We start from the raw sequence: 22,033 nt of genomic DNA on the forward strand, positions 1-22,033 counted from the left end.
TCCTGTCAGTCGAGTTTTCTGTTTACGTCCACCAGCAACGTCTCGATCTCTTTGCGGCGCCCGGCATCGGCCGTTTCGCGGTTGGGGCGAGGGGCGGCCAGCAGCGCCTTTTGCAACGCTGCCTTGGCCTCAGAGTAGCGCTTTTGACGGTAAAGGTGATCGCCCCAAAAGTACAGGCTGTCGATGCCATTGGGGTTCATCTGCAAGGCAAGCTTGAGCAGTTGTTCGGCCTTGTCTGAATCACCAAAACCGATGGGCCAGCCGGGTACGCGGTCATACAGTGCGCCGAGGCTGGTGTAAGCCGAGCCTTGCAGGGCTTTGGGGTCCAGAGTCAGGGATTTTTCCAGGTCAGCCTTGGCGTCTTTGGCTTTGCCCAATGCCCCGAGCCCGCCTTGGGCGCCGGCCCAACTGCTGGTGACAATGCCTTTCCAGATCCACGCTTCGGCCACGGCCGGGCGTTCCTGGCTGAAGGCGGAGGCTTGCGCGGCCAGTTGTTCGAAGGCTTGCTCGCGTTGTTTTTCCGGCATTTCGTATTGAATGTGCGCCCAACTCTGCTGGAGGACAGAGAGGCGTTGCTGGTCGGCGCTGTCGAGGGCCCAGGCGATCTGGCTGAAGGCGCCTATCAAAAGGCAGGCAAAGATTTTTTTCATGGTTTTTGCTCGTTCTCGGGTTTGTGGCTCAGACGGCGGATCAGTGGCAATTGCTTGCGCAGGCCTCGATCCACCAGGTTGGGCAACAGGCTGTTGAGACGCACGAAAAAACGTTCCGGCCAGCCCAGGTAAAGGTCGCGGTGGTCGCCGGCGATGGCGTGGAGGACGGCCGAGGCCACGGTTTTCGGGTCGTCGACATTGGCCTTGAGGGCATCGTTCAGGGCTTGGGCCGCCGCGCTGTTCATCGATGTGCGGGTGGCGCGGGGTGCCACGTACAGAACACTGACCCGGGTATCCGCCAGTTCCCGGCGCAGGGCTTCGGAAAAACCGCGCAGGGCAAACTTGGTGGCGCAGTAACTGGCATAACCGGGGTAGCCGATCGAACCGTAGGTCGAGCCGACATTCACCACCATGGCACTGTCGGCTTGCTTGAGCTGCGGCAACAGCAGCTTGGTCATGCAAATCGGTGCACTGACGTTGACCGCCAACATGGCGTTGATGTCGCTGTCATCGAGCTGCTCCAGCATGGCGAAATGATTGACGCCGGCGGCATTGATCAACAGGTTGATGCCACCGATGGCCTCAACGGCGGCCAGTACCTTGTGCCGGTCGAAGGGCAACGTCAGGTCGGCGGCCACCCAGTGCATGTTCTGCGGATAGCGCGCGAGCAGCGGCAGCAGTGACTCCTGGTGACGAGCCACGGCCAGGACCCGGGCACCGGCGGCGCACAGTGCGCTGGCGATCTCCATGCCGATGCCGCCACTCGCGCCGGTCAGGACCACACGGGCCTCATGCAGCTGCATGTTGGACTTCCAGGCGGCCCGGCAAACCGCGGAACATGTCGGCGTAAAGCCGGTACACCACTTTCGAGGCGTGGATCACGGCGGCCTGGTCGGCGCTGTCGTCGAGTTGATTCATGAGCCGGCGATAGGTTTGCATGTGCTCGATGTCCAGCGAACCGTGGGAGCTCAAATAACTGAAGGCGCTTTCCGGCAAGGCCAAGTGCTCACGGATGCTGCCCGCCGCGTGAGTCGCCAGGGCGATGCTGGTGCCTTCCAGCACGTTGACCATGCCGAACAGCCCCACCGGGTTGCCCCGGGCAATCAGGTCATAGAGAAAACCGACCATCAGTTCAATCGGCAGCGAGGGCTGGCCGTTGCGCACCGCTTCGCGATCACCTCCACAGGCGGCTATGTCGTCGAGCACCCATTGTTCGTGGCCGTATTCATCCTCGATGTATTCACATACCGCCTTGCGCAGCCATTCCAGGCGTGTGGGCAGGCGCGCGCCGCACGCCATCATCAGCGGCACGGTATGGCGCACGTGGTAGTACGCCTGAGCGAGAAACGCCCGATAGCTTTCAAGACTGACCTGGCCTTGCAGCGCATCAAGGATGATCGGCAGGTTGAACAGTTCGTGGCGCTCTTGTTGAGTGGCTTCTTGCAGGGTGTCGAAAAACGTCATGATGCGGGCTCCTCGGAATGGGGAAATTCAGTCAGTTGTGCGCGGTACAACGCGACGATGGCGTCCCGGCGCGGGCGGCCATTGGCGGTCAGCAGGCCATTGGCGGCAGTGAAGGGTTCATTCAGGCGTGTCCAGTGATGCACCTGCGCATAATCGGGTAACGCGTTGTTGGCTTCGGCGACGGCAGCAGCCAGTTGTTCGTCCGTGCAGTCCGGGCGGTTGGGCCACAGCAGTGCGTGATTTCGCGGCAGGGCCTCGCCATACACAAAAGCCTGGGCGATGTGTTGGCGTTGGGTGAGTTCCGCTTCGACCCATTCCGGGTTGACGTTGCGCCCGTAGCTGGTGATGAACTGATGCTTTTTGCGACCGTTGAGGAAGAGGAAACCCTGCGCGTCGAACTCCCCGAGATCGCCGCTGTGCCACCACTCGCCGGTGTAGGCCGGCTCACCCAGGTAACCGAGCAAGAGCGAGCCCTTGATCAGTACCTCACCGTCTTCGGCCAGTTTCACTTCGACGTGGGGCAGGGGCCGGCCGACGCTACCTGCACGGTACGCTGCGGGGCGATTGAGGCAGACGACCGAAGCGCATTCGGACAGGCCGTAACCTTCATAGACCGGTAGGCCGACATGCCGGGCGCGTTGCAATAAGTCCTTTGAGACCCGCGCGCCACCGACGGCGGCAAAGCGCAGTGTTTGCGGATTGAACGCGTTCTGTTCGGTTGCGCTGACCAGCATCAGCAGCAGTTGCGGCACCAGAATCAGGCTCTCGGGCGAACGACTGGCCAGGCAACCGAGCAGGCGCGGTACGTCGACGCCGCTGGCGCCCCGGATGCCCAGGGTTTTCTGGCTCGGCAGGCTCAGGGTGGCACCGGCGTAGAGCGCGGCGTAGCAGCCCAGGTTCTCCAGCAGGATCGCCAGCGGCAACAGCGCCAGGTGATGCTGTGGTTCAGTGGGTTTGCTGGCCTGATCCAGTTCCCGCGCTACCCGCAACAAGCTGTCGGCACTCAGGCACACGCCTTTGGGAGTCCCGGTGGTGCCGGAGGTGAAGGTCAGTTTGGCCGTGCCGGGGAGCATTCGGCTCGGGCCGGCAAACGGGCGTCGCCAGAACTCGGCGCTTTTCTCATACCCGGCAACGAGCAGTTCGGCTTCGAATTCCGGTTCGGCAATCACTCGTTCTGCCTGGCTCTGTTCCAGGCAGTGGGCACGCTGTGCGGGGCTGAAGAAGGGGGGCAAGGTCACGCAAGTAAGGCCTTCGAACAGCGCGGCCAAGTCCCAGAGTATGGCCTCGACGCCGTTGTCCAGAGCCAGGGCGATGACGCTTGCCTGTTCATCGCGCAGACGTTGCTGGCGGTACTTCACTTCAGCGTACAGCGTGGCGTAATCGATTTTCAGGGTGTCGCCCCACAGGGCAATGACGTTGCTCTTGTGCTCGGCATGGCTGCGCAAGGCCTGCTCGAATCGTTGGCATTCAGGCGACATGGCAGGCTCCGTCAAGGGACGATGGCAAGCCCAGCCGGCTGAACAGACCGATGTTGCGCAAATGAATGAAGCCGGCGCGGATGTTGCCGACGTGAACCCAGGGTTTGCTTTCGTAGTAGCTGCCCCAACTGTGCCGGTCGTCGCCCAGTCGCTGCGGGTCGGCGGCGCAGAGGGTCACCGGTTTCAGGCCCAGTCGGTGAAAGCTGTTGACCAGGCCCATGTTGCCGGTGAAGGCCACCCATTCCAGCCCGCCCATGGCCAGCAGATAGGTAATGGCAATGATGCTCATCCGCGCATTGCCGGTGTCGGTGGCGGCCAGATTGCCAACCTCGACAATGCCGGCAGGGTCCACCGGGCGTTCTACCACGGCGCTGATCAATGTCTGGATCGGTTTGTCCAGATAACGCTCCAGAAACAACGGCTCGTCACGGCCCAGGCGTACCCCGGCGACCGCGCACAGTTCGCCGTCGCTGCTGCTTATGCCGAACAACTGCGGCATGAAATGACGAATGTCTGCACCGTGAACCTTGCGAAAGCGTTGCTGGATAAAGTTCTCGAATACCGGCCTCTGTTCATCGCCCGGCAAGGCGCGGGACAGGACGATCTGTGGCGTTTCTGCCTGGCCGAAGTGCAGCGGCAATGCAATGTTCCAGTCGAAATCGGGCATGGGCGGAACGCCTCCCTCTATAAGTTTGGGGGGAGTATCCGAGGCATTTCTTAACGAAGTCTGAAGGTGGAAAAAGGTTCGTTGAGCGCTGGTCTTCAGATTGTCTTAAGTTTTGACCGACAGGCTGCGTGCCGCCGGTTCAAAGCAACCGCTCAGAGGCTGTCGCACGGCAGTCGTCCTAAATTTTGATGAGGCGTGTTTATGACCCGCGAGATAGTCACAGATCGTTATGCAAAGCTGTCGATCACCCTGCACTGGCTGATGTTGGCGCTGTTCGTCGGCGTGTATGCGTGCATTGAGATCAAAGGGCTGCTGCCACGCGGCAGCAACGCACGAGCTCTGTTCCTGGGGTTGCATGGGCTGTTCGGGATAAGCATTTTCGCTCTGGTCTGGATTCGCCTGCTCGGGCGTCTGACGCCGCGTCCGCCGATCACTCCAACCCCGCCGGCCTGGCAGACCGGCCTGTCACACCTGATGCACCTGGCGCTGTATGGCTTGATGATTGTGACGCCACTGATGGCTTGGTTGATGCTGGCTGCGGGGGGCAAGCCCTTGCCGTATTTCGACTTCTATCTGTCGGCACCGGTGTCGGTGGATCCGGATCTGGCCAAGCGATTCAAGTACTGGCACGAATGGCTTGGCACCAGCGGCTACTGGCTGATCGGCCTGCATGCGCTCGCTGGCCTGTTCCATCATTACTGGGTCGGTGATAACACCCTTGCCCGGATGTTGTCTGGACGAAGCAGGTCATGAATTCAGTGCGCTCTTGACCCTGACGGCGATTGCTCACGATTCTCAGGGGCATGGCGAGGATCGTTCAATACTGCTCTGAATATGGAATAGGCCGTCTCGACTCACGGTGTCGTGTTTTACACCAATCTGAGACGGCTCAACGGCTACTAACTTCACTCATAGGAAAGTGTGATTATTACTCCGGCATTCAGTATCCCCGGTTCGAACATACTGCTCGGTGAGTGTTTTGGTCAGGCTGCCTCCGAGTGCAGACATATTCCCCAATAGCCCTGAACTCCTTGGAGGATCCCCATTTTCTATCGATTTGGATTGCGGGGCAGGCGCATCAAACGTAAACGTGAAATATGCCATCAGCGATATCTCACCCCCCACAAATACCTCATCGACGCTAGGATTGGCGAACGTACGGGACTCCGCGTCAAGTTTTGCTATTCAAGTTCTGGGGAACTTTTTGTCCGTAAGTTTCGGTCCTGATTCATCAATAATAGGCACTATTAATCAAGGAAACTTTGGTAAACTCACAAGCACCGACGGTCGTCTGGGTAAATCATTAGTTGTTCGCTATCTCAGGACTTCCACTCTCTTTGTTACAGGCAAAGTAAAAGCAGGAATGACCATGACAAAGTCTTATCAATAAATGCTCGGTACCCGATTTCTCTACCGGCCCGTTGTGGTGGCAGGGAGGTTGGTGTACGGCTATGACGCAGGCAAGGCTTGATTGCCTGGAAGACTACCTTTGGCCGGTGCGCTATCGCGTCTTGACGAATCGCCTTACTAAGCAGAAAGCCGTGATATGCTCGGCTTTGGCTGACAACGAGGGATATATGCCATGGATAAGTTCGGCTTTGCTAAGGGTTATGCGCAGACTTCATATGAGCGGCTAATATTAAATCAATCTCAAGTAGAGTTTGGTGGGCTCTGGTGTTTAAATGGCAGCTACTTTATCGTATGTTTTACGCTAGATGAGGCAGTGTCATCCGAAGGGCTGCCATTGAAAGAATGGTTTGATCAATATTGTCGTATTATCGCTTATCAAGTTGACCTGGTAAAAAGTCCGCCAAAGGATTCTGTTCGCATACCTGCTCGGACACCTGAGCAATTATCTCAGCTCAATGGCGCTCCTCTCAATACGTCAGAATTTCATCTTGAGCTAAGGCGTCAGCTACCTAGAAAGTTTCCGATTTTCAAAATTGATGATCATCCAGCACTTCTTCGCATTATTTCGCCGGTTGAGCTCGATGAAGAGTCAGTGCAGCTTATAGAAATTGCAATTTCCAATCTTGGCATTAGTATTGATCTGGAGTTTAAGGTTGATCCAGAGGGCTTTCCTGGATACCAAACACCCGACTTTTACTTCACTGATCAACGCTTGAAAGGTTGGCCATCTAAGCTCATTGCAGCGCAAGAATCAGGTGAGCAGCAATGGTTCGATGATCGGTTATCGTTATTTTCAACCGAACAGATTGATTCTTCGCAATACATCCCCTCGACTAAACGGGAACGAGCGGCGTGCTTTATTGACTGTTCATTTGGAATGCCGAGCAATATTAGGAATTATTTAACAACTTACAATACGATATATCTTTCGCCTCCATTTAAAGGGTTGGAGGGATTGCTTGAAAGTTTCTCAATCTCAGAGCGCGAGTTTCTTGAATTGATTAACTCGGGGCGGGTTATTGTTGTTCTGCCTGCCGAGCTCCATTTCTATGATCGGACGATGCTTGCAAAGTTGCTTGATCACGATCAGAGCCAGTTTGTACTTCACAGGCAGCTTGCGGCGGCTACTATCGCAGAGGGTCGTAAAAGGAATCCTTTGTTGTATCCTGCCCTAGATAATGAAGCACGCCGCAATTTACTTGACCTGCTAAGCTCGAACAAAACCGACCCTAGTCTTTCCGAACTGCAGTCGGTACGTAGATACCTCGGTTCGAGCTGGGCATCTTTAGAAACGGATTTTTCAACTCAGGGCGCCAGAGCAGGATTCCATCACGGTATAGGCCGGCTGCTGGCAGAAATAATTTCCGAAAAAAGTGGTACAGATATAAATCCGGTTGTCTTGGCATGCTCAACTTCTGTTGAATGGGGTACTGCACTTAACGCTAATTATTGCCCTGTGAGTTCTAGCGGATTTAATGTCGAAAAAATAGTAATGTTGGCCGCTAGTTTTGTCACTGGCGTACCTCATCAGCCTATTATTGATACGGCCTCGAACATGGGTGTAGTTGTAGAGGATCTGCTTGTTCTCGATGGACATACTCCTATTAAAGATGTGGTAGCTGCTTTCAGCGCGGAAGACGTCAATCGTCTAAATAAATTGCTTAAAGATCATAATTTCAGTGCTGAATCAGTTGGGGGTTATGTGGCGGCCGTCAATGATAAAGTTCAATTATTAGAGCGTATTGAGCGGGGTGCAAAGAGACGAGATTTGCTTACATTGACAGGGGCACTAGTGCCCGCATTGGTTACCGGCCCGACGGCGGTATGGATTCCGGTCGCGGTTTGGTTTATCCAGCGTATGTTGGATAACGAATCAAGAGCGGGTAACGTAGTCACCGACTGGCTGAGAGCAAAAAATACCTTCACTACCAGCGACGCTGTATTTGTCAGTCGCCTTCGTAAAAAGGAATGAATTGCAAGTCATCAGTCTGATGATTCTCTAGTATTAAAATTCGGATGCGTTCTGCACGCCCTGTTATTTGGGGCGCTTTCTCTGCAGAGAGCTAGGGTCAACAACATGGATATCCCTCGTCCTGTGGCCCCAGTTGAGCGGCTGTCTATTTGAAGGGGGATTTTGAGCTCTGATCGCTGCAAAAGGCGAGCGATAGGCGTAGGCCGGCGCGCTCGGAAACGTATTTTCCGTTGCGCGTTAGGCTTAGATATCGATTTTTTGTGGGCATTTACAGCTCTAGGCCTTTCGGCTGTTACTGCGGTTAGCTTTGTGACGCCTGTTGCGTCTACCTTGCTAGCCAGCCCTGAAAAATCCTTGAAAATCAAGGATTTCTAAGAAAATGGCGGAGGCGATGGGATTCGAACTCATGGACCTGTTACAGCCGACGCTTTTCAAGACCGATACAAAGACGTAAGCGGGCCGATGTTCGTAGCGTTTTTCCGTTCCATTACTTTCATTTTTCAGCACCCCTACAGACCGCGTAATACAAGGGGCCTGCTTTGAGTTATGGAACTGTTTTTTCGGCTATTTTGATGGTTTGGCGATAGCGCCAACGCGACGGTAAACCCGCTCGGTGATGTCTCCTTTGGTGTTGAAGGTTCGGTGGCAGCTTGGCGTTCTGCTTTTCCAGCAGGCGCCGTTGATTCCTATCCGTGTTCCTCGCGATAGTTATCCTCGCCCGGCGTTAACCGGCAGGCTGTATATGAATTTGTGGGTTACGCTGGAAAGCAGGCAACGTGAGAACGCAAACGGTCTCTCATCATGGATGGATCAAGATGAAACTGATTTTGGTTGTGCTTGTTGTTGGTCTGTTGGCTTGGAAACTTTCCCCTGAATTACAGTCCTGGGCTGAGGCTCGGCTATCGACGCCCCAAATCATCTCTACGGTCGTGACAGCGCCGAAGCCTGTTTCGGCTCCAGTCAAATGCGATGGGCGCAAATACTGCTCGCAGATGACCTCGTGCGCAGAGGCCAAAAGCTTTCTGCAAAATTGTCCAGGAATGAAAATGGATGGCGACAATGACGGAGTCCCCTGTGAGATGCAGTGGTGCCGGTGACATTCGCCGTTCAGCAGCAGGCTGGTAGGTGGAAGAGGGGTTAGGCTGTTGCTTTGGATGCCAGTTCGCACTTGGCGGCCAGGTTAAGCAGGTTTGAGTCGTCGGCTTGAAGCCTTCCGCGTTCGGGTAGTGAGCAAGGTCATGCCCATGCGGGTATTCCTCGAACGGACCATGGAAAGGCCAATTCATCTTCCAGTCCGCCCAGGTGGTGTAAGCATCCAGCCCGTCACCCCAATAATCGGTTCCACCTCCCACGCTCAGGCAATGCCTGGCGTTCGACTTCTGGTCGTATGCCAGTTCGGAGTGCTCATCGTCAGGCCAGGCCTTTCGATACAGCGTCGGGTGCAATTGAACGAGCCGTTTGCTCAACTTCTTTTCGATGCGAGCCTTCATCGGTGCGGCCCCTTGTAGCAGTACACGTAGGCGAACTAGCCGAGGGCGATTATTGGTTCACCTGCACGCCGAGATCTTCGAGTGCAAACACGATGCCCCGGCAGTAACCGTCCTCGCCATCCATTGATGTAATGGCGATAGTCGTGATGCTTGAGCACGGTCTTGAACAGGTGGGCTATGTAACCGCGTCCGCCATCTGGCGTGTTCAGGTCAAAGCCAGGCTCGACCGGTTTGTTTTCTATGGGCATGGAGGAGCCTTGGCCGGTGTTCGGCTACAGTGAGTTGGTCATCGAAATGGAGATCGGACATGCAATGCTTAATTTGCCAAGCTGTTTCTAAAATTGTTCACACGACAGGATGCTGGTCCGAGGTCAAATGCTCGGCCGGATGTGGACACTTCAGGGTCTCAGCAAACCTTGTTGCGAAGATGAAGTTCAAGAACGAATGCTTTGACGTTGAACGAACAAGGCAATGGCTCGGGATGGCTCGGAACGAGGGGCCAGTGCCGTTGATATCGACCTACGATTACAACGTTTCCTTATTGCACCGTGCCACTAAAGAGCGATCTGGCAGCTTGGGGAGTCGTTCTAGGACATCGATCGCTTCGGAATAATTGACTTTTTACATCGGTCCGCCGCTGCGTGGGCATGGGCGTCCTATGCCGGGTCATGCCCGGGCGGTGGAGTGATAAGATTGGGGGCGGCCTGGGGTAAACTCCCGGGCTTTAACCAAAGGGAGTTGACCCATGTTTTTAAGCATTGTCGTCGGTTTGTTAATAGGAGTTGCCTTAGCGCTTGTCCTGAATGAAATGCGGTTGCTTGATCCAAAGGTGTTGCTAATCCTTAAATGGTTTGTAGGGGTGATTGCGACAGGTTTTATATTTTTATCTTTTATGTTTGGCTTCGTAATTGGGGTGATGGCAGTCGCAGAGATCAATATTGGCTATTACGCTTACTCCATGCTGTTTCAACGCAGCTCAGCGAAATCTTGAAACAAGTGGGTCAGGCTGCGAGGCGCTGGTAAAACAACAATGATGTCGGCGGCGTTGGCGCCGACCAAGGCTTCCGCCTCATCCGGATAAACGCTGTTTCCGATCAAGCGGACCTGGTCTGTTTTAGTGTTGAAGCACCCATGGAGCGAGCCGGAACTTCGCGCTGTGGTAGCGGATGACCGGTGCAGTGATGGTCATGATCTTTTTCCAGGTGCAAGCCCGCCGTTCACCGGTAGGCCTTGTGGTTTAATGGGAGACATTAAGGAGAGGTTGCTATGGAAAAGGCGTTACGAAATCCGTTGTTTCTGACAGGGCTACCATTGGCCGTTTGTGGTTTTGCCATCACCGCGCCCGGCTTGTGGATTCCCGGCTTGGTTTTGATGGTGTGCGGATGGGCCAAGGGGAAGAAGCAAGCCTGAGGTCATCACCGCGGCCCCTTGTAGCAGTACACGTAGGCGAACCAGGCGAGGGCGATCATGGCGTCACCAGTTCGTCAGGTACTTCGAAGAAATTCAGCCGGCCCTTGAGTGGCACGAAGGGTAGAGGCGCTGGCGCAACCAGTAGGAATGCCTTCTCGCCCATGTACCAGGGCGACAAGCTGCTGTCGCGGCTATCAGCCAAGAACACCGAGCCGATGATGCCGCCGCGCTGCAGATCATTGAATGGTGGAATTTTCACTCCACATTCAAGATCCGCAAAGGCTGCTGCGTCGGCGTACTCCTTCAGCGTCATACCTTTGGATGCATGCACCAGGAACCGGCCGCGGTGCTTCGTATGCCATGACCGATTCTCGATGTCCTTGCCGCCGTGGATGATCAGCCACGCCCAGGGCTGGCGAATTGAAAGCGCTTTCATGACGCCTCCTGTGCTCCGGGAAGTTTCGGAACTGGAAGTGCGCGACGACCCCAGATGCAGACTGGCCCGTCTTCGGCGTCGTGGATCGACAGAATGAACCAGCCCGGTTCGGCTGGGGCTTGAATCTCCCACTTGGAGCAATCGCACTGGCCGTCATCCATGTAGGCGTCGAACACATCAAATGGAACGTCGCTTTCCATGTACGTGATCTTCGTTTCCACCTGATTGCGCAGGCACCACTCCATGAACTGGGCTTCGGTTATTTCGTCGTCGTACTCCGACAGGTATGCGGGGTGCGACCACCAGCCATCAACATCGCGTTCAACCGGTAGCGGCTGGATCAAAACAGTTTCTTCAGGCATGACTGTTCCTTTGCCGCTATAGCGGCTTTCAATTTCACTTTGGGGAGAGGTATCGTGCCGCCAACATTAGGTGGAGGTTCGATATGGTCGTACACGGAGTCGAATACCGGTTCTGTCGTGCTTCAAGCGTTGTTGAAGGTCACGACGGCTTGGCGCTGGAATGCTGGCGAGGTGAGAAGGGGCCGGTATTTGAGATATTTCGGAACGATGAAACGTTGCGTTTCGAGGTAACTCTGTTCGAGCAAGACGTCCCGCTTGAATTGCTTGAGTACGCCATTTCGGACGCCCGCGAGCAGCTAGGCGAATTTGATCCGCTATAGCGGCTGACTTTGAAGGGGGAGGGAGTTACAGCTGTGCTTTACTGGTGTCTTCCATGCCCGAACAACACAAGCAGTGAAAGGACGCTCAGCTTTGGTCAGATATATTCCGTTTGTACTGGTACTGCCGATTGGTGCGGCATTTGCGTATGAGCCCGAGCGAGCGGTAAACAATCTTGCTCATGAGCTGGCTGAATGCACCGGGTTCTATGTGATTTCAGCAAAAACTCTTGAGGCTCAGGAACCGGAATTAGCTGAGCGGAGTAACGCCGTTCCAGGCCATCAAGTCATCAAGCTTCTGTAGGGGGCCGAGACTCACTCGGTGTCGCAATTCCTTCTCGTCGTACTGGATTCGCTTCTCGGCAGCCTTTGCCGATCTCTCTTGTCCACTCTTGGCCATGGCCTGCCTCTTCAATTCCGTGGGCCGGTATATCCAGCCATGTCTGTCGTCGGCGCTGACGCACCTGTTTGTTGATGCGCCTCATGCTGCGACCTTCACCTGATACCATGCGCCGGCGGCGTAGAACAGCTTTGCGGCCTGGGCCTCATCAAGCGATACCTCCGCGGGAATGGCGATCCAGCCTGAATCGACCATGTGGTTCGGGTTGCAGCTGCCGCGCAGCTCCAGGTAGTAGTGCTCGAAGGCATCGGTGAGGCGTTCGACCTTGTAGATGCCCTCCGGTGATATCTCCACCGACTTGACGTACTCAACGCCGCGCTCGTCTCGACACATGGCGCTGAGGTAAATCGTCCAGTGGTAGGCGAAGTCGAATAGGGCGTTGGCGATAGCCAAACTCCGGATCTGCCGGCAGCTTTCCCAGTTCGCCATGATCTGCGCGCCGCTCGGGTCGATGTTCACGACGGCGACATGATTGGTTCGCATTAATGCCCGGCAGCTTCGTTCGGCGCGGGCGAAGCCGTTGTTTGCCTTCCGTTTGCTCATAACGCCTCCGCGAGTTTCCGCAGCGCCTTGCGGTCAGCCGCCGTAATGGCGGGACGTTTGTTCGACTCGTTGTAGGAGGCATAGATCTGGTCGATGCGCGCCCGGTATCCCACTCTCGGGCCTGCGCACTGTTTGCATAGCTGGTTGCCATGGTCGCCTCCGAGGCGCAAACCGCATTGGCCAGAGGCCAGGCGCGGGTGACCAAACCCAGCCGTGAGACTGGTCTGGCACCTTCCGATACGGTCATGGGAAAAGAGGGGAGGTATCTGGGGCTGCGCGCACAAAAAAAGCCCGCGAGAGTGGCGGGCTTTGGTAGGGGTGTGAGCTTATTGGCAGTCGGACTGTCCGATCTTGAAGTCGGCAATCGATAAGTTGCTTGAGTCGCTGAAGGTGTAGTTGACGACCAGACCTGATTTAACAAAAGGGCCTAGCCCCTTTTCACCACAACTGGCGGTGACTAGTAGCTCTTTTCTCTCAACGGTGAACGCATCAACATCAATTTCGCTTTTCGTCACTTTCGTGAGGGTGAACGGGATATGAAGGACTCCGTCACCGTATCTTATGTGATCAAGGCGGATCGAGTCGTCCGGCATTGGTGGTGGGTCGGCATTCATCACGTGCGCAATCCCATCATACTGCCGTTCCAGTTCTTGTTTCTTCTCCTCTGGAGCCGCTTTCTTGTGCCAGACTTGGACAAGGACGAAGCTTGAAACCATTGTCGCGATGAATATGATGAGCCCACGGTACTGCTTCACCTGAATTCTCCCTGGCAAAATGCCAATATTCATTCGACCATATTGTAATCATCAGCTCAAGTTGGCAGAAATGCCGGTAAAGTCTCCGGCGCCGAGTTCCACGGCCGTGTTCAGTTCGCCAGCGCTCGATAACAACCGATTCTAGGATTGATGCAGGTGGGCGGTTATAGGCCGCAGTTTCGTCCGCATCGGGGTGGACGCTGAAGCATTCCGCTTTGCAATCGCGGCGCTGGTATTGTCACTACGTCCACTCCGACGCGGCCTGACTTTCACAGGTACGAACCTCCAGTCAGGTGCTCGGGCAGTTATCGTCAGGCTGACGTGGTGCTGGTTGTTGAGCCCGTTACACCAGAGGCTGGTAGCATCAGCATCTCTCCTTAGAGCACGGAATTTACATGCACCAGGTTGTAGCTAGAGCGCTAGACGTGATCGCATTAGAAAGCCACGAGCCGGAGTACATAGAGGCTTTCAATGTTGTGCAGGCAATCGTGACCGAATTTGGTGAGCTAGATTTGGCTGATCGGCTTTTTGCCAATATCCCCGAGTCGATCCCGTCTCTACAGGTGGCCAAGCTCTTTGACTTGCTGGCTTGGCAGACAGACGACAACGGTTCGGCAATGACTCGCACTATTGAGCGTTGGCTTGCAGAAGGCACCAACCTGCGCAAGGTTCAGATCGCACTTAACCTCGACGTCTACCCGTTTCTGGACGAGCTCCAGATGTATCGAGTGCTATCCCGTGTGGCTGAAGCCCATCCACAGGTGGCTGATAAGTGCCAGCAGCTGATCAGCTCTCGGCAAAATCGGTAGCACCTGGTCAGCATCCCAAAGCCCACTCTTCGAACGGGCATCATTGATGCTTTCCTCCGTGACCCGCATAACACCTGGCGTCGGTCACCGGCTTGAATCGAATGCTGTGTTTGTTGATGAAGGCGCCTGTTTTTACAGGGGCTGGCTCCCTGTTTCCTCGCTTTTCCACCATAAACGTGCCGGTGCTTATGCCAAGCAGCACAGCAGTCTTCAGGGCGCCCAGATTGAGGCCATGCAGTACTCGAATGGCGACCCGAAGAAAGCGCTGGCAAACCCGGCAGCGTGGTTCATGGAGGAGCCCGCGCCCCAACTTGACCCAGCGCATGCTCAACGAATTATCGGAATCACCGATGCCGGCGACCAAGGACTGATCGCTTTGGCGGCGTGCCAAGCCTATGCGCGTGAAGTGTCTCGTTAAGACTGAAGGGCCGCTATCGACCGGTTGAATCCACAACCCAAAGCGGACATTGCATTTAGAAGATGTTGATCGACCATGAAGCATTGATGGAGGAAGGCGTTGACTGATGGCAGCGCTGTGCGGCCAACTTTATCGTCAGAAGCTTTATGAATGACGCAGCCGTTACCTTCGCATCTAACCGGAAGAAGTTCATGATCAGGGTTTTACCGAGGAACGAACTCAATGAGCTGTTGGTGACAGCGGAAGCAGACGGTTTAACGCTGAGCGATCTTGTTCCTATTTGCGAAAGGTTCGGTGTTGCACCGAAAGAAGTGCTGAACGAGCTATCCATTGCGGTTGCGGAAGGCTACCTAGATGGGTCGCTAACCTACGAATTTTGGCGGCACCTCGCTGCTCGACCCAGTTAGACAGTTCGAGGATGGCGGCCTAGAGGGCGAGTTGGTTTTCGTTGATCTTGTAGAGCAGGGAAGGGAGCAGATCTGAAGTGGGCAAAGCGATTCCTCCATGAAAGAAGGTCAGCGTAGCAGCGGAAATGTGATGACACCCATAGGGGAGTAACGCAGTCGGCAGGACGCCGGAGGAGGGCAAAACGGGCTGAGTTATGGAACACATCCCAAATAGTTATGGAACACTTGCCCATCGGCGCTGATTTCTCCAAACCCCAGAAACGACAAAGCCCTGAATAATCAGGGCTTTGTCGTATAAAGATGGCGGAGGCGATGGGATTCGAACTCATGGACCTGTTACAGTCGACGGTTTTCAAGACCGTTGCCTTAAACCACTCGGCCACACCTCCGTTTGCGTTGCGGGCGCCATAATACCTGAATGAAACACACTGTCAAACTCTGTGCATGGCTTGTTACAGAGCGTCTGTTATGATCTTTGCGACTGAACGTTTCAAACCAACAGGAGTGTCGCCATGCGCGAACAGGATTACGCAGTTAATAACAGCGTGCAGGCTGAGCAGCTAGAGGTTAGCCGCGTCCTGCGCAACACATACGGCTTGCTCGCTCTCACCCTCGCATTCAGCGGCGTGATGGCGTTCGTCGCCCAGCAGATGCGCGTCGGCTACCCGAATATCTTCGTGGTGCTGATCGGTTTCTACGGCCTTTTCTTCCTAACCAACAAACTCCGTGATTCCGCGTGGGGCCTGGTGTCGGCGTTTGCCTTGACCGGTTTCATGGGTTTCCTGCTCGGCCCGATCCTTAACCGTTACCTGGGCATGCAGGGCGGCGCGGAAGTAGTGAGCTCGGCCTTCGCAATGACGGCGCTGGTGTTTGGCGGTCTGTCGGCTTACGTGCTGATCACCCGTAAGGACATGAGCTTCCTCGGTGGCTTCATCACCGCAGGTTTCTTCGTGCTGCTGGGTGCGACGCTGGCGAGCTTCTTCTTCCAGGTCAGCGGTCTGCAACTGGCGATCAGCGCAGGTTTTGTGCTGTTCTCCTCGGTCTGCATTCTGTTCCAGACCAGCGCCATCATTCACGGCGGCGAGCGCAACTACATCATGGCGACCATCAGCCTGTATGTGTCGATCTACAACCTGTTCATCAGCTTGTTGCAGATCTTCGGCATCATGAGCCGCGATGATTAATCGTCGTCCATGAGTAAAAAACCCGCTTCGGCGGGTTTTTTCTTGCCTGCGATTTGGCTGAGGGCTTACGCCATGGGCGGCAATCGGCGTTTGACCGGGGTTTTCTTGACGATGGCGGTGTTGGTTTCTGCATGGGTGTTGAGGCGGTCGAGGAGGGTGTCCAGCTGTTCCATTGAGCGCACGTGCAGGCGGGCGATGAAGCAGTCGTCGCCGGTGACCTTGTCGCACTCGGTGAATTCGGGAATCGCCTGGATTTGCCGCTCCACCTCTTGTAACTGGCCCGGCAACGGGCGGATACGCACGATGGCCTGGAGTTGATAGCCGAAACACTTGGGATCAATCTCGACGGTGTAGCCCTTGAGCACGCCGCGTTCTTCGAGGCGGCGCAAACGCTCGGCGACGCTCGGTGAGGACAGGCCGCTGAGGTTTGCCAGCGCCTTGAGCGAACGCCGTGAGTCTTCCATCAACGCCGTAATCAGCACCTGGTCGATATCGTCAGTCATGGCGCAACCCCTGTAAGGCAATTAATCGAAACCGCCTTGATAAAAAAGGCAGATGTCGAGTTTAGCCTGCTTTTTGCGCTGGAGAAGCCCCCGGTTGGATGGGCATACTTTGGGCTCAATCACAGGAGTCTGATGATGGACAAAACACTTCGTCGCGGGTCATTCGAGATGACCGCCGCCATGCTGATTTCCGGGACCATCGGCTGGTTCGTGCTGGTGTCCGGGCAACCGGTGCTGGACGTGGTGTTCTGGCGTTGCGTGTTCGGCGCCGGCACCTTGTTGCTGATTTGCTCGGCTTTCGGCTTCCTGCGCCCCGGCATTCTGACCCGCACCACGTTCCTGCTGGCCGTGCTCAGCGGCGTGGCGATTGTCGGCAACTGGGTGCTGTTGTTTGCTTCTTACTCCCGCGCTTCGATTGCCATTGGCACCGCGGTGTATAACGTTCAGCCGTTCATGCTGGTCGGCTTGGCCGCGCTGTTCCTCAACGAAAAAATCACCTTGCAGAAACTGTTCTGGCTGGGCGTTTCGTTTCTGGGGATGCTGGCGATTGTCAGCGCACACGGGCAACAGGGCGAGGGCGGCAATGATTACCTGATGGGGATCGCGCTGGCGCTTGGGGCCGCTTTCCTTTATGCGATTGCGGCATTGATCATCAAACGCCTGACCGGCACGCCACCGCACCTGATTGCGCTGATTCAAGTCAGCACCGGCGTGTTGTTGCTCGCGCCATTCGCGCACTTCTCGGCGTTGCCGCAAGCACCGAGCGCCTGGGCCAGCCTGGTGACTCTCGGCATTGTTCACACCGGCGTGATGTACGTGTTGCTGTACGGCGCGATCCAGAAATTGCCGACGGCACTGACCGGTGCGTTGTCGTTCATTTACCCGATTGCGGCGATTTTCGTCGACTGGTTTGCCTTCGGTCATCGTCTGGAAGTGCTGCAATGGATAGGTGTCGCTGCGATTCTGCTGGCCGCCGCGGGCATGCAACAAGGCTGGAGCCTGAAGTTTCGGCGGACAGTTACACAATAATCAGATGTTCCAGCGCGGCGCGGTCTTGGCCAGGCGCTGGCGCATTTCGCCAATGTTGCTGGCCAGCTGCCGGATCAATAGCCGGTAGCCGTCCAGCGGGTTGTAGACCGGTGCGTCCAGGCTCGAATCCGCCGGCAGTTCGACGGGGCGATTCAGCCGCTGGGACGCGCCGGATTTCAGCGCCCGCGCCATTCCCACCCATTGCACGCGAATCAGCCGATGCTCCGCTTTCAACGCCGATTGCAGATGCGCCATGGCGTCGGGGTCATTGGCATCCGGTCGGGTATTGCCGAGGATTTCCAGGGTGCTGACACACATGCGCAAATGGCGCTGGATGGCATCGAGCTCGGTCATGGAAATCTTCACTTCCTTGGACACCGACGGCATCAGCGATCGCTGTTGCACCATCACCGTGTTCAGGCGATTCATCAACTTCACGTGCTCGTCATCGGTCACGGGCAGGCCATTGATGATGCGCCCGTAAATCGTCGCGCAATCACGCAGCGCATCGGCCAGGTTGTAGCGCCAGGAGTAAACCGCGTACAGCGGCAGCGCAAAGGAAAACGCCAGGGCCAGGGCAATGCCGATCAGGATATCCACCCCGCGCCACAGCCCGTCGGTCACCGGATTATCGCCATGCCCGGCAACGATAAACACGGTGATCGCCGACAGCAGCGCCGTGTAACCGCCTTTGCCGATGGCATGGTATGAGAAGAATCCGCAGACCACCGACATCGCAAAATAGGTCAGCCACGGCATCCCGAGCCAGGCTTGTTGCGCCACCAGCAACAGGCCGACACCGGCGCCGATCAAGGTGCCGATGGCGCGCTCGGCGGCTTTTTTACCGATGTTGCCGTGGTGCTGCAAACCGCCGATCACCACCAGCATCGTCACCGACGCCCACTCACCGTGGGGCAGGTGGATGCCGGTGGTCAGCAGGATCGTCGCCAGCAACCCCAGCGATACACGCACGGCGTGAATCAATCTGGCGTGGCGATAGCGCCGGTACGGGTCCAGCAACGGACGCAGTACCCGGCGCAACAGTGGTGGTAGTCGATGGGCTCTGAAGGTGCTCAGGCTCGTGGTCCTCAGAAGATGTAGTCGGTGGTCAGGAAACTCGAACTGCGGCCGCTGATGATCTCGCTGATGAGGTCCTTGTTGGTCTCCTGGAACTTGGTCGCGACCAGCGTGCGAATAGAGAACACCCGCAACGCATCATGCACCGACAACGTGCCTTCGGCGGAGTTCTTGCGACCATTGAACGGATAGGTGTCCGGGCCGCGCTGGCACTGGGCGTTGAGGTTGATCCGCCCGACCTGGTTGGCGAACGTGTCTACCAGACGGCCAACCGCCACCGGGTTGGTGCCGAAGATACTCAGTTGCTGGCCGAAGTCCGATTCCAGGACGTAATCGATCACTGTGTCCAGATGCCGGTAAGGCACGATTGGCACCACCGGGCCGAACTGTTCTTCCTGATAGACGCGCATCTGCGGCGTTACCGGGAACAACACCGCCGGATAGAAGAAGGACGCGCGGGCCTCACCGCCATTCGGGTTGACCACACGGGCACCTTTGCTCACGGCATCCGCGACCAGCCCGTGCAGATAATCGACCTTGCCCGACTCCGGCAGCGGCGTCAGGGCTACGCCGCTTTCCCACGGCATGCCGGGTTTGAGGCTGGCGAGTTTGGCGTTGAATTTGTCGATGAACGCCTCGACCACGTCTTCGTGGACGAAGAGGATTTTCAGCGCGGTGCAGCGCTGGCCATTGAACGACAGCGAACCGGTGACCGCTTCGTTCACGGCGTTGTCCAGGTCCACCTCAGGCAAAACGATGCCAGGGTTTTTCGCATCCAGGCCCAACGCTGCGCGCAAACGGTGCGGTTTCGGATGGAGTTTTTTCAGGTCGCTGGCGGCCTTGTTGGTGCCGATGAACGCGAAGATATCGATCTTGCCGCTGGCCATCAGTGCGCTGACCGTCTCGCGGCCACTGCCGTAAATGACGTTGATCACACCGGTCGGGAAGCTGTCGCGGAACGCTTCCAGCAGCGGACGAATCAGCAGCACGCCGAGCTTGGCCGGTTTGAACACCACGGTGTTGCCCATGATCAACGCCGGAATCAGCGTGGTGAAGGTTTCGTTCAGCGGGTAGTTGTAAGGTCCCATGCACAGCGCCACGCCCAGCGGTACGCGGCGGATCTGCCCGAGCGTGTCCTGTTCCAGCTCGAAACGACTGGAGCGGCGATCGAGTTCCTTGAGGGCGTTGATGGTGTCGACGATGTAGTCGCAGGTGCGGTCGAACTCTTTTTCCGAGTCCTTGAGGTTTTTGCCGATCTCCCACATCAGCAACTTGACCACGGCTTCGCGCTGTTCGCGCATACGCCCGAGAAACGCTTCGACGTGCTGGATGCGTTCGGCCACGCGCATGGTCGGCCACAAACCCTGGCCCCGGTCATAGGCGCGGACGGCGGCGTCGAGGGCAGTCAGCGCGGTGTCGGCATCGAGCAACGGCGTGCTGCCGAGGATCACTTGTTCGTCGCCATTTTCGCCGGTCAGGTACACCGGGCTGCGGACTTGGGCGAGGGGGCCAGCCCAGGTTTTCAGTTCGCCATCGACCAGGTATTCACGTTGCTCGGTCTGGCCGTCGAGACGGTACTTTTCCGGAATGTCGCTGGCGTCGGGAAACAGGTTGCCGAGGATGTGTGCTGTGGTCATGTCGCTACTCCATGTGATGTAAGCCATGCGCTGGCGGCTTGCAGTTCAGAATTCACTTCAAAGGTTATACGCCTTATTGCCTCGACTTTTTAAGTGCCGGGGTCAAGATCCGGCGATCTTTTGACCTGAGAACACACAACGGCCGACGCTGCGGGTAAACTTCATGCTCTTTATTAAGGAGTTCATATGAGTTACTACCAGCCGGGCATCCTCGCCACCCCCGTTCCACCTCAAGCCCGTCATATGTTCTTCGCGCTGGAATCCGTCGATGCTCTGCCGGCCGCGCTCGACAAATTGATGCTGCTGGTGGACGGGAAGTCGGCGGTGGCCGGTTTCGGTGAATCCCTGGTCAAGGCGCTGCACGTGCAGATCGACGGGCTGCGGCCGTTTCCGGCACTGACCGGCGTCGGCGTCGACAACCCGTCGACCCAGCACGCGCTGTGGTGCTGGTTGCATGGTGTCGACCGTGGCGAGTTGCTCAATCGCGCCACCGCCATCGAAGCCGCGCTGGCACCGGCCCTGCGCCTGGTGCAGATGAACGAAACGTTCCGCCACCTCACCGGCCACGACCTGACCGGTTACGAAGACGGCACCGAAAACCCGCACGACGAAGCCGCCGTGGCTGCCGCGCTGGTCGGTGAGGGCGCTGACGGTGTGGTCGGTGGCAGCTTTGCCGCGATCCAGCAGTGGCAGCACGACCTGAAGGGCTTCCACGCGATGCCGTCCGAAGAAAAGGACAACATCATGGGCCGTCGCTTGAGCGATAACGAAGAAATCGATGACGCGCCGATCTCTGCCCACGTTAAACGCACCGCCCAGGAAAGCTTCGCCCCCGAAGCGTTTGTGGTCCGCCGCTCGATGCCGTGGATCGAAGGTGATCGCGCCGGTCTGATGTTCCTTGCGTTCGGTTTCTCCCTCGACGCCTTCGAAGCCCAATTGCGGCGCATGAGCGGTCTGGAAGATGGCATCACCGACGGCTTGTACCGTATCAGTCGGCCGATCACTGGCGGCTACTACTGGTGCCCGCCGCTGAAGGACGGTCGACTGGATTTGCGCGCACTGCGCGTTGGTTGATCTGTAGGCGCACGGCTTACCGGTGATGGCGATTTCAAGGACGCCATCGCCAGCAAGCCGGCTCCTACAAGTGCGCATGCGTGCCGGGAATGTTCGGTTGACGCCAATCCCGTAGGAGCACGGCTTGCCGGCGAAGGCGATTTCATGGACGCCATCGCCGGCAGCCGGCTCCTACAAGTGCGTATGCGTGCCGGGAAAGTTCGGATGACGCCAATCCTGTAGGAGCACGGCTTGCCGGCGAAGGCGATTTCAAGGACGCCATCGCCAGCAAGCCGGCTCCTACAAGTGCGTATGCGTGCCGGGAATGTTCGGTTGACGCCAATCCCGTAGGAGCACGGCTTGCCGGCGAAGGCGATTTCAAGGACGCCATCGCCAGCAAGCCGGCTCCTACAAGTGCGTGGGTGTGCCGGGAGTGTTTGGTTGACGCCAATCCTGTAGGAGCCAGGCTTGCCGGCGAAGGCGATTTCATGGACGCCATCGCCGGCAAGCCGGCTCCTACAAGTGCGTGGGTGTGCCGGGAATGTTCGGTTGACGCCAATCC

Annotated in this window: 22 protein-coding genes, 1 tRNA gene and 2 pseudogenes; 11 read left to right on the forward strand and 14 right to left on the reverse strand. The window is 56.8% G+C overall.

Annotation, left to right across the window (positions count from 1 at the left end; all coding sequences use genetic code 11):
- Positions 1 to 5: 5 nt before the first annotated feature.
- The 5 genes from KGA97_RS05040 to KGA97_RS05060 are packed head-to-tail and all read right to left on the reverse strand — an operon-like array spanning position 6 to position 4,259.
- Positions 6 to 650 (reverse strand): tetratricopeptide repeat protein, encoded by a 645-nt coding sequence (locus KGA97_RS05040; RefSeq protein WP_223480310.1) that lies wholly within the window; start codon positions 648 to 650, stop codon positions 6 to 8.
- A complete protein-coding gene (locus tag KGA97_RS05045; RefSeq protein WP_008028061.1) occupies positions 647 to 1,453 on the reverse strand; it encodes an SDR family oxidoreductase in 807 nt (268 codons plus the stop codon). Before KGA97_RS05045 ends, KGA97_RS05040 begins: the two co-directional genes overlap by 4 nt.
- Complete coding sequence (locus tag KGA97_RS05050) at positions 1,440 to 2,114, reverse strand: TenA family transcriptional regulator (protein WP_008028063.1); 675 nt, start codon at positions 2,112 to 2,114, stop codon at positions 1,440 to 1,442. The genes KGA97_RS05045 and KGA97_RS05050 overlap by 14 nt, the downstream gene beginning before the upstream one ends.
- Positions 2,111 to 3,592: an AMP-binding protein gene (locus tag KGA97_RS05055; protein WP_223480311.1), complete on the reverse strand. Its 1,482-nt coding sequence runs from the start codon at positions 3,590 to 3,592 to the stop codon at positions 2,111 to 2,113. Before KGA97_RS05055 ends, KGA97_RS05050 begins: the two co-directional genes overlap by 4 nt.
- Positions 3,582 to 4,259, reverse strand: coding sequence for a thermostable hemolysin (locus KGA97_RS05060; RefSeq protein WP_008028066.1), 678 nt, complete (start codon positions 4,257 to 4,259; stop codon positions 3,582 to 3,584). The genes KGA97_RS05055 and KGA97_RS05060 overlap by 11 nt, the downstream gene beginning before the upstream one ends.
- A gap of 201 nt (positions 4,260 to 4,460) precedes the next feature.
- Between KGA97_RS05060 and KGA97_RS05065 the strand changes: the two genes are divergently transcribed.
- The 3 genes from KGA97_RS05065 to KGA97_RS05075 all read left to right on the forward strand — a co-directional run bounded on the left by KGA97_RS05065 (position 4,461) and on the right by KGA97_RS05075 (position 8,738).
- The gene (locus KGA97_RS05065) at positions 4,461 to 5,012 is read left to right on the forward strand and encodes a cytochrome b (protein ID WP_223449402.1); all 552 of its coding nucleotides are present in this window, start codon (positions 4,461 to 4,463) and stop codon (positions 5,010 to 5,012) included.
- A gap of 829 nt (positions 5,013 to 5,841) precedes the next feature.
- Positions 5,842 to 7,641: a hypothetical protein gene (locus tag KGA97_RS05070; protein ID WP_223480312.1), complete on the forward strand. Its 1,800-nt coding sequence runs from the start codon at positions 5,842 to 5,844 to the stop codon at positions 7,639 to 7,641.
- Positions 7,642 to 8,456: 815 nt separating this feature from the next.
- Entirely contained in the window at positions 8,457 to 8,738 is a 282-nt protein-coding gene (locus tag KGA97_RS05075; protein WP_223480313.1) for an excalibur calcium-binding domain-containing protein, read from the forward strand.
- 40 nt (positions 8,739 to 8,778) lie between these two features.
- Here KGA97_RS05075 and KGA97_RS05080 read toward each other — a convergent pair.
- Positions 8,779 to 9,131, reverse strand: a pseudogene (locus KGA97_RS05080) (hypothetical protein).
- A gap of 745 nt (positions 9,132 to 9,876) precedes the next feature.
- Here KGA97_RS05080 and KGA97_RS05085 point away from each other — a divergent pair.
- Positions 9,877 to 10,122, forward strand: coding sequence for a hypothetical protein (locus tag KGA97_RS05085; protein ID WP_223480314.1), 246 nt, complete (start codon positions 9,877 to 9,879; stop codon positions 10,120 to 10,122).
- 275 nt (positions 10,123 to 10,397) lie between these two features.
- Entirely contained in the window at positions 10,398 to 10,541 is a 144-nt protein-coding gene (locus KGA97_RS05090) for a hypothetical protein (protein ID WP_223480315.1), read from the forward strand.
- 55 nt (positions 10,542 to 10,596) lie between these two features.
- On the opposite strand, the gene KGA97_RS05095 is transcribed toward KGA97_RS05090, so the two are convergent.
- The gene (locus KGA97_RS05095) at positions 10,597 to 10,977 is read right to left on the reverse strand and encodes an ASCH domain-containing protein (protein ID WP_223480316.1); all 381 of its coding nucleotides are present in this window, start codon (positions 10,975 to 10,977) and stop codon (positions 10,597 to 10,599) included.
- Positions 10,974 to 11,339: a hypothetical protein gene (locus KGA97_RS05100; RefSeq protein ID WP_223480317.1), complete on the reverse strand. Its 366-nt coding sequence runs from the start codon at positions 11,337 to 11,339 to the stop codon at positions 10,974 to 10,976. Before KGA97_RS05100 ends, KGA97_RS05095 begins: the two co-directional genes overlap by 4 nt.
- Before the next feature lie 83 nt (positions 11,340 to 11,422).
- On the opposite strand from KGA97_RS05100, the gene KGA97_RS05105 reads away from it, so the two are divergent.
- Positions 11,423 to 11,659 (forward strand): hypothetical protein, encoded by a 237-nt coding sequence (locus tag KGA97_RS05105; protein ID WP_223480318.1) that lies wholly within the window; start codon positions 11,423 to 11,425, stop codon positions 11,657 to 11,659.
- Positions 11,660 to 12,137: 478 nt separating this feature from the next.
- Here KGA97_RS05105 and KGA97_RS05110 read toward each other — a convergent pair whose 3' ends face one another.
- Positions 12,138 to 12,599: a hypothetical protein gene (locus tag KGA97_RS05110; protein WP_223480319.1), complete on the reverse strand. Its 462-nt coding sequence runs from the start codon at positions 12,597 to 12,599 to the stop codon at positions 12,138 to 12,140.
- Between the two features lie 326 nt (positions 12,600 to 12,925).
- Positions 12,926 to 13,354, reverse strand: a complete 429-nt coding sequence (locus KGA97_RS05115) for a hypothetical protein (protein WP_223480320.1) — start codon at positions 13,352 to 13,354, stop codon at positions 12,926 to 12,928.
- Positions 13,355 to 13,779: 425 nt separating this feature from the next.
- On the opposite strand from KGA97_RS05115, the gene KGA97_RS05120 reads away from it, so the two are divergent.
- Positions 13,780 to 14,163, forward strand: a complete 384-nt coding sequence (locus KGA97_RS05120; protein ID WP_223480321.1) for a hypothetical protein — start codon at positions 13,780 to 13,782, stop codon at positions 14,161 to 14,163.
- A gap of 276 nt (positions 14,164 to 14,439) precedes the next feature.
- Positions 14,440 to 14,581, forward strand: a pseudogene (locus KGA97_RS05125) (lysis protein); the annotation flags it as partial.
- 708 nt (positions 14,582 to 15,289) lie between these two features.
- On the opposite strand, the gene KGA97_RS05130 reads toward KGA97_RS05125, so the two are convergent.
- Positions 15,290 to 15,377: transfer RNA gene (locus KGA97_RS05130), tRNA-Ser, on the reverse strand.
- A gap of 123 nt (positions 15,378 to 15,500) precedes the next feature.
- Between KGA97_RS05130 and KGA97_RS05135 the strand changes: the two genes are divergently transcribed.
- Positions 15,501 to 16,172 carry a Bax inhibitor-1/YccA family protein gene (locus KGA97_RS05135; protein WP_007915443.1) on the forward strand — a complete coding sequence of 224 codons (672 nt, stop codon included), beginning with the start codon at positions 15,501 to 15,503 and terminating at the stop codon, positions 16,170 to 16,172.
- A 65-nt stretch (positions 16,173 to 16,237) separates the two neighbouring features.
- Here KGA97_RS05135 and KGA97_RS05140 read toward each other — a convergent pair whose 3' ends face one another.
- The gene (locus KGA97_RS05140) at positions 16,238 to 16,675 is read right to left on the reverse strand and encodes an Lrp/AsnC family transcriptional regulator (RefSeq protein WP_008028095.1); all 438 of its coding nucleotides are present in this window, start codon (positions 16,673 to 16,675) and stop codon (positions 16,238 to 16,240) included.
- A 135-nt stretch (positions 16,676 to 16,810) separates the two neighbouring features.
- On the opposite strand from KGA97_RS05140, the gene KGA97_RS05145 reads away from it, so the two are divergent.
- A complete protein-coding gene (locus KGA97_RS05145; RefSeq protein WP_223480322.1) occupies positions 16,811 to 17,704 on the forward strand; it encodes a DMT family transporter in 894 nt (297 codons plus the stop codon).
- On the opposite strand, the gene KGA97_RS05150 is transcribed toward KGA97_RS05145, so the two are convergent.
- Both KGA97_RS05150 and KGA97_RS05155 read right to left on the reverse strand, forming a co-directional pair.
- On the reverse strand, positions 17,705 to 18,724 hold the full coding sequence (locus KGA97_RS05150; RefSeq protein ID WP_223480323.1) for an FUSC family protein: 1,020 nt from the start codon (positions 18,722 to 18,724) through the stop codon (positions 17,705 to 17,707). It lies immediately after the preceding gene.
- Positions 18,725 to 18,792: 68 nt separating this feature from the next.
- Positions 18,793 to 20,418 (reverse strand): NADP-dependent glyceraldehyde-3-phosphate dehydrogenase, encoded by a 1,626-nt coding sequence (locus KGA97_RS05155; protein ID WP_223414783.1) that lies wholly within the window; start codon positions 20,416 to 20,418, stop codon positions 18,793 to 18,795.
- Positions 20,419 to 20,604: 186 nt separating this feature from the next.
- Between KGA97_RS05155 and KGA97_RS05160 the strand changes: the two genes are divergently transcribed.
- Positions 20,605 to 21,492: a Dyp-type peroxidase gene (locus KGA97_RS05160; RefSeq protein ID WP_192228319.1), complete on the forward strand. Its 888-nt coding sequence runs from the start codon at positions 20,605 to 20,607 to the stop codon at positions 21,490 to 21,492.
- The last annotated feature ends 541 nt before the right edge of the window (positions 21,493 to 22,033 follow it).

This window comes from Pseudomonas sp. BF-B-15 (assembly GCF_019946675.1).
GTDB classification, from domain to species: Bacteria; Pseudomonadota; Gammaproteobacteria; order Pseudomonadales; family Pseudomonadaceae; genus Aquipseudomonas; species Aquipseudomonas migulae.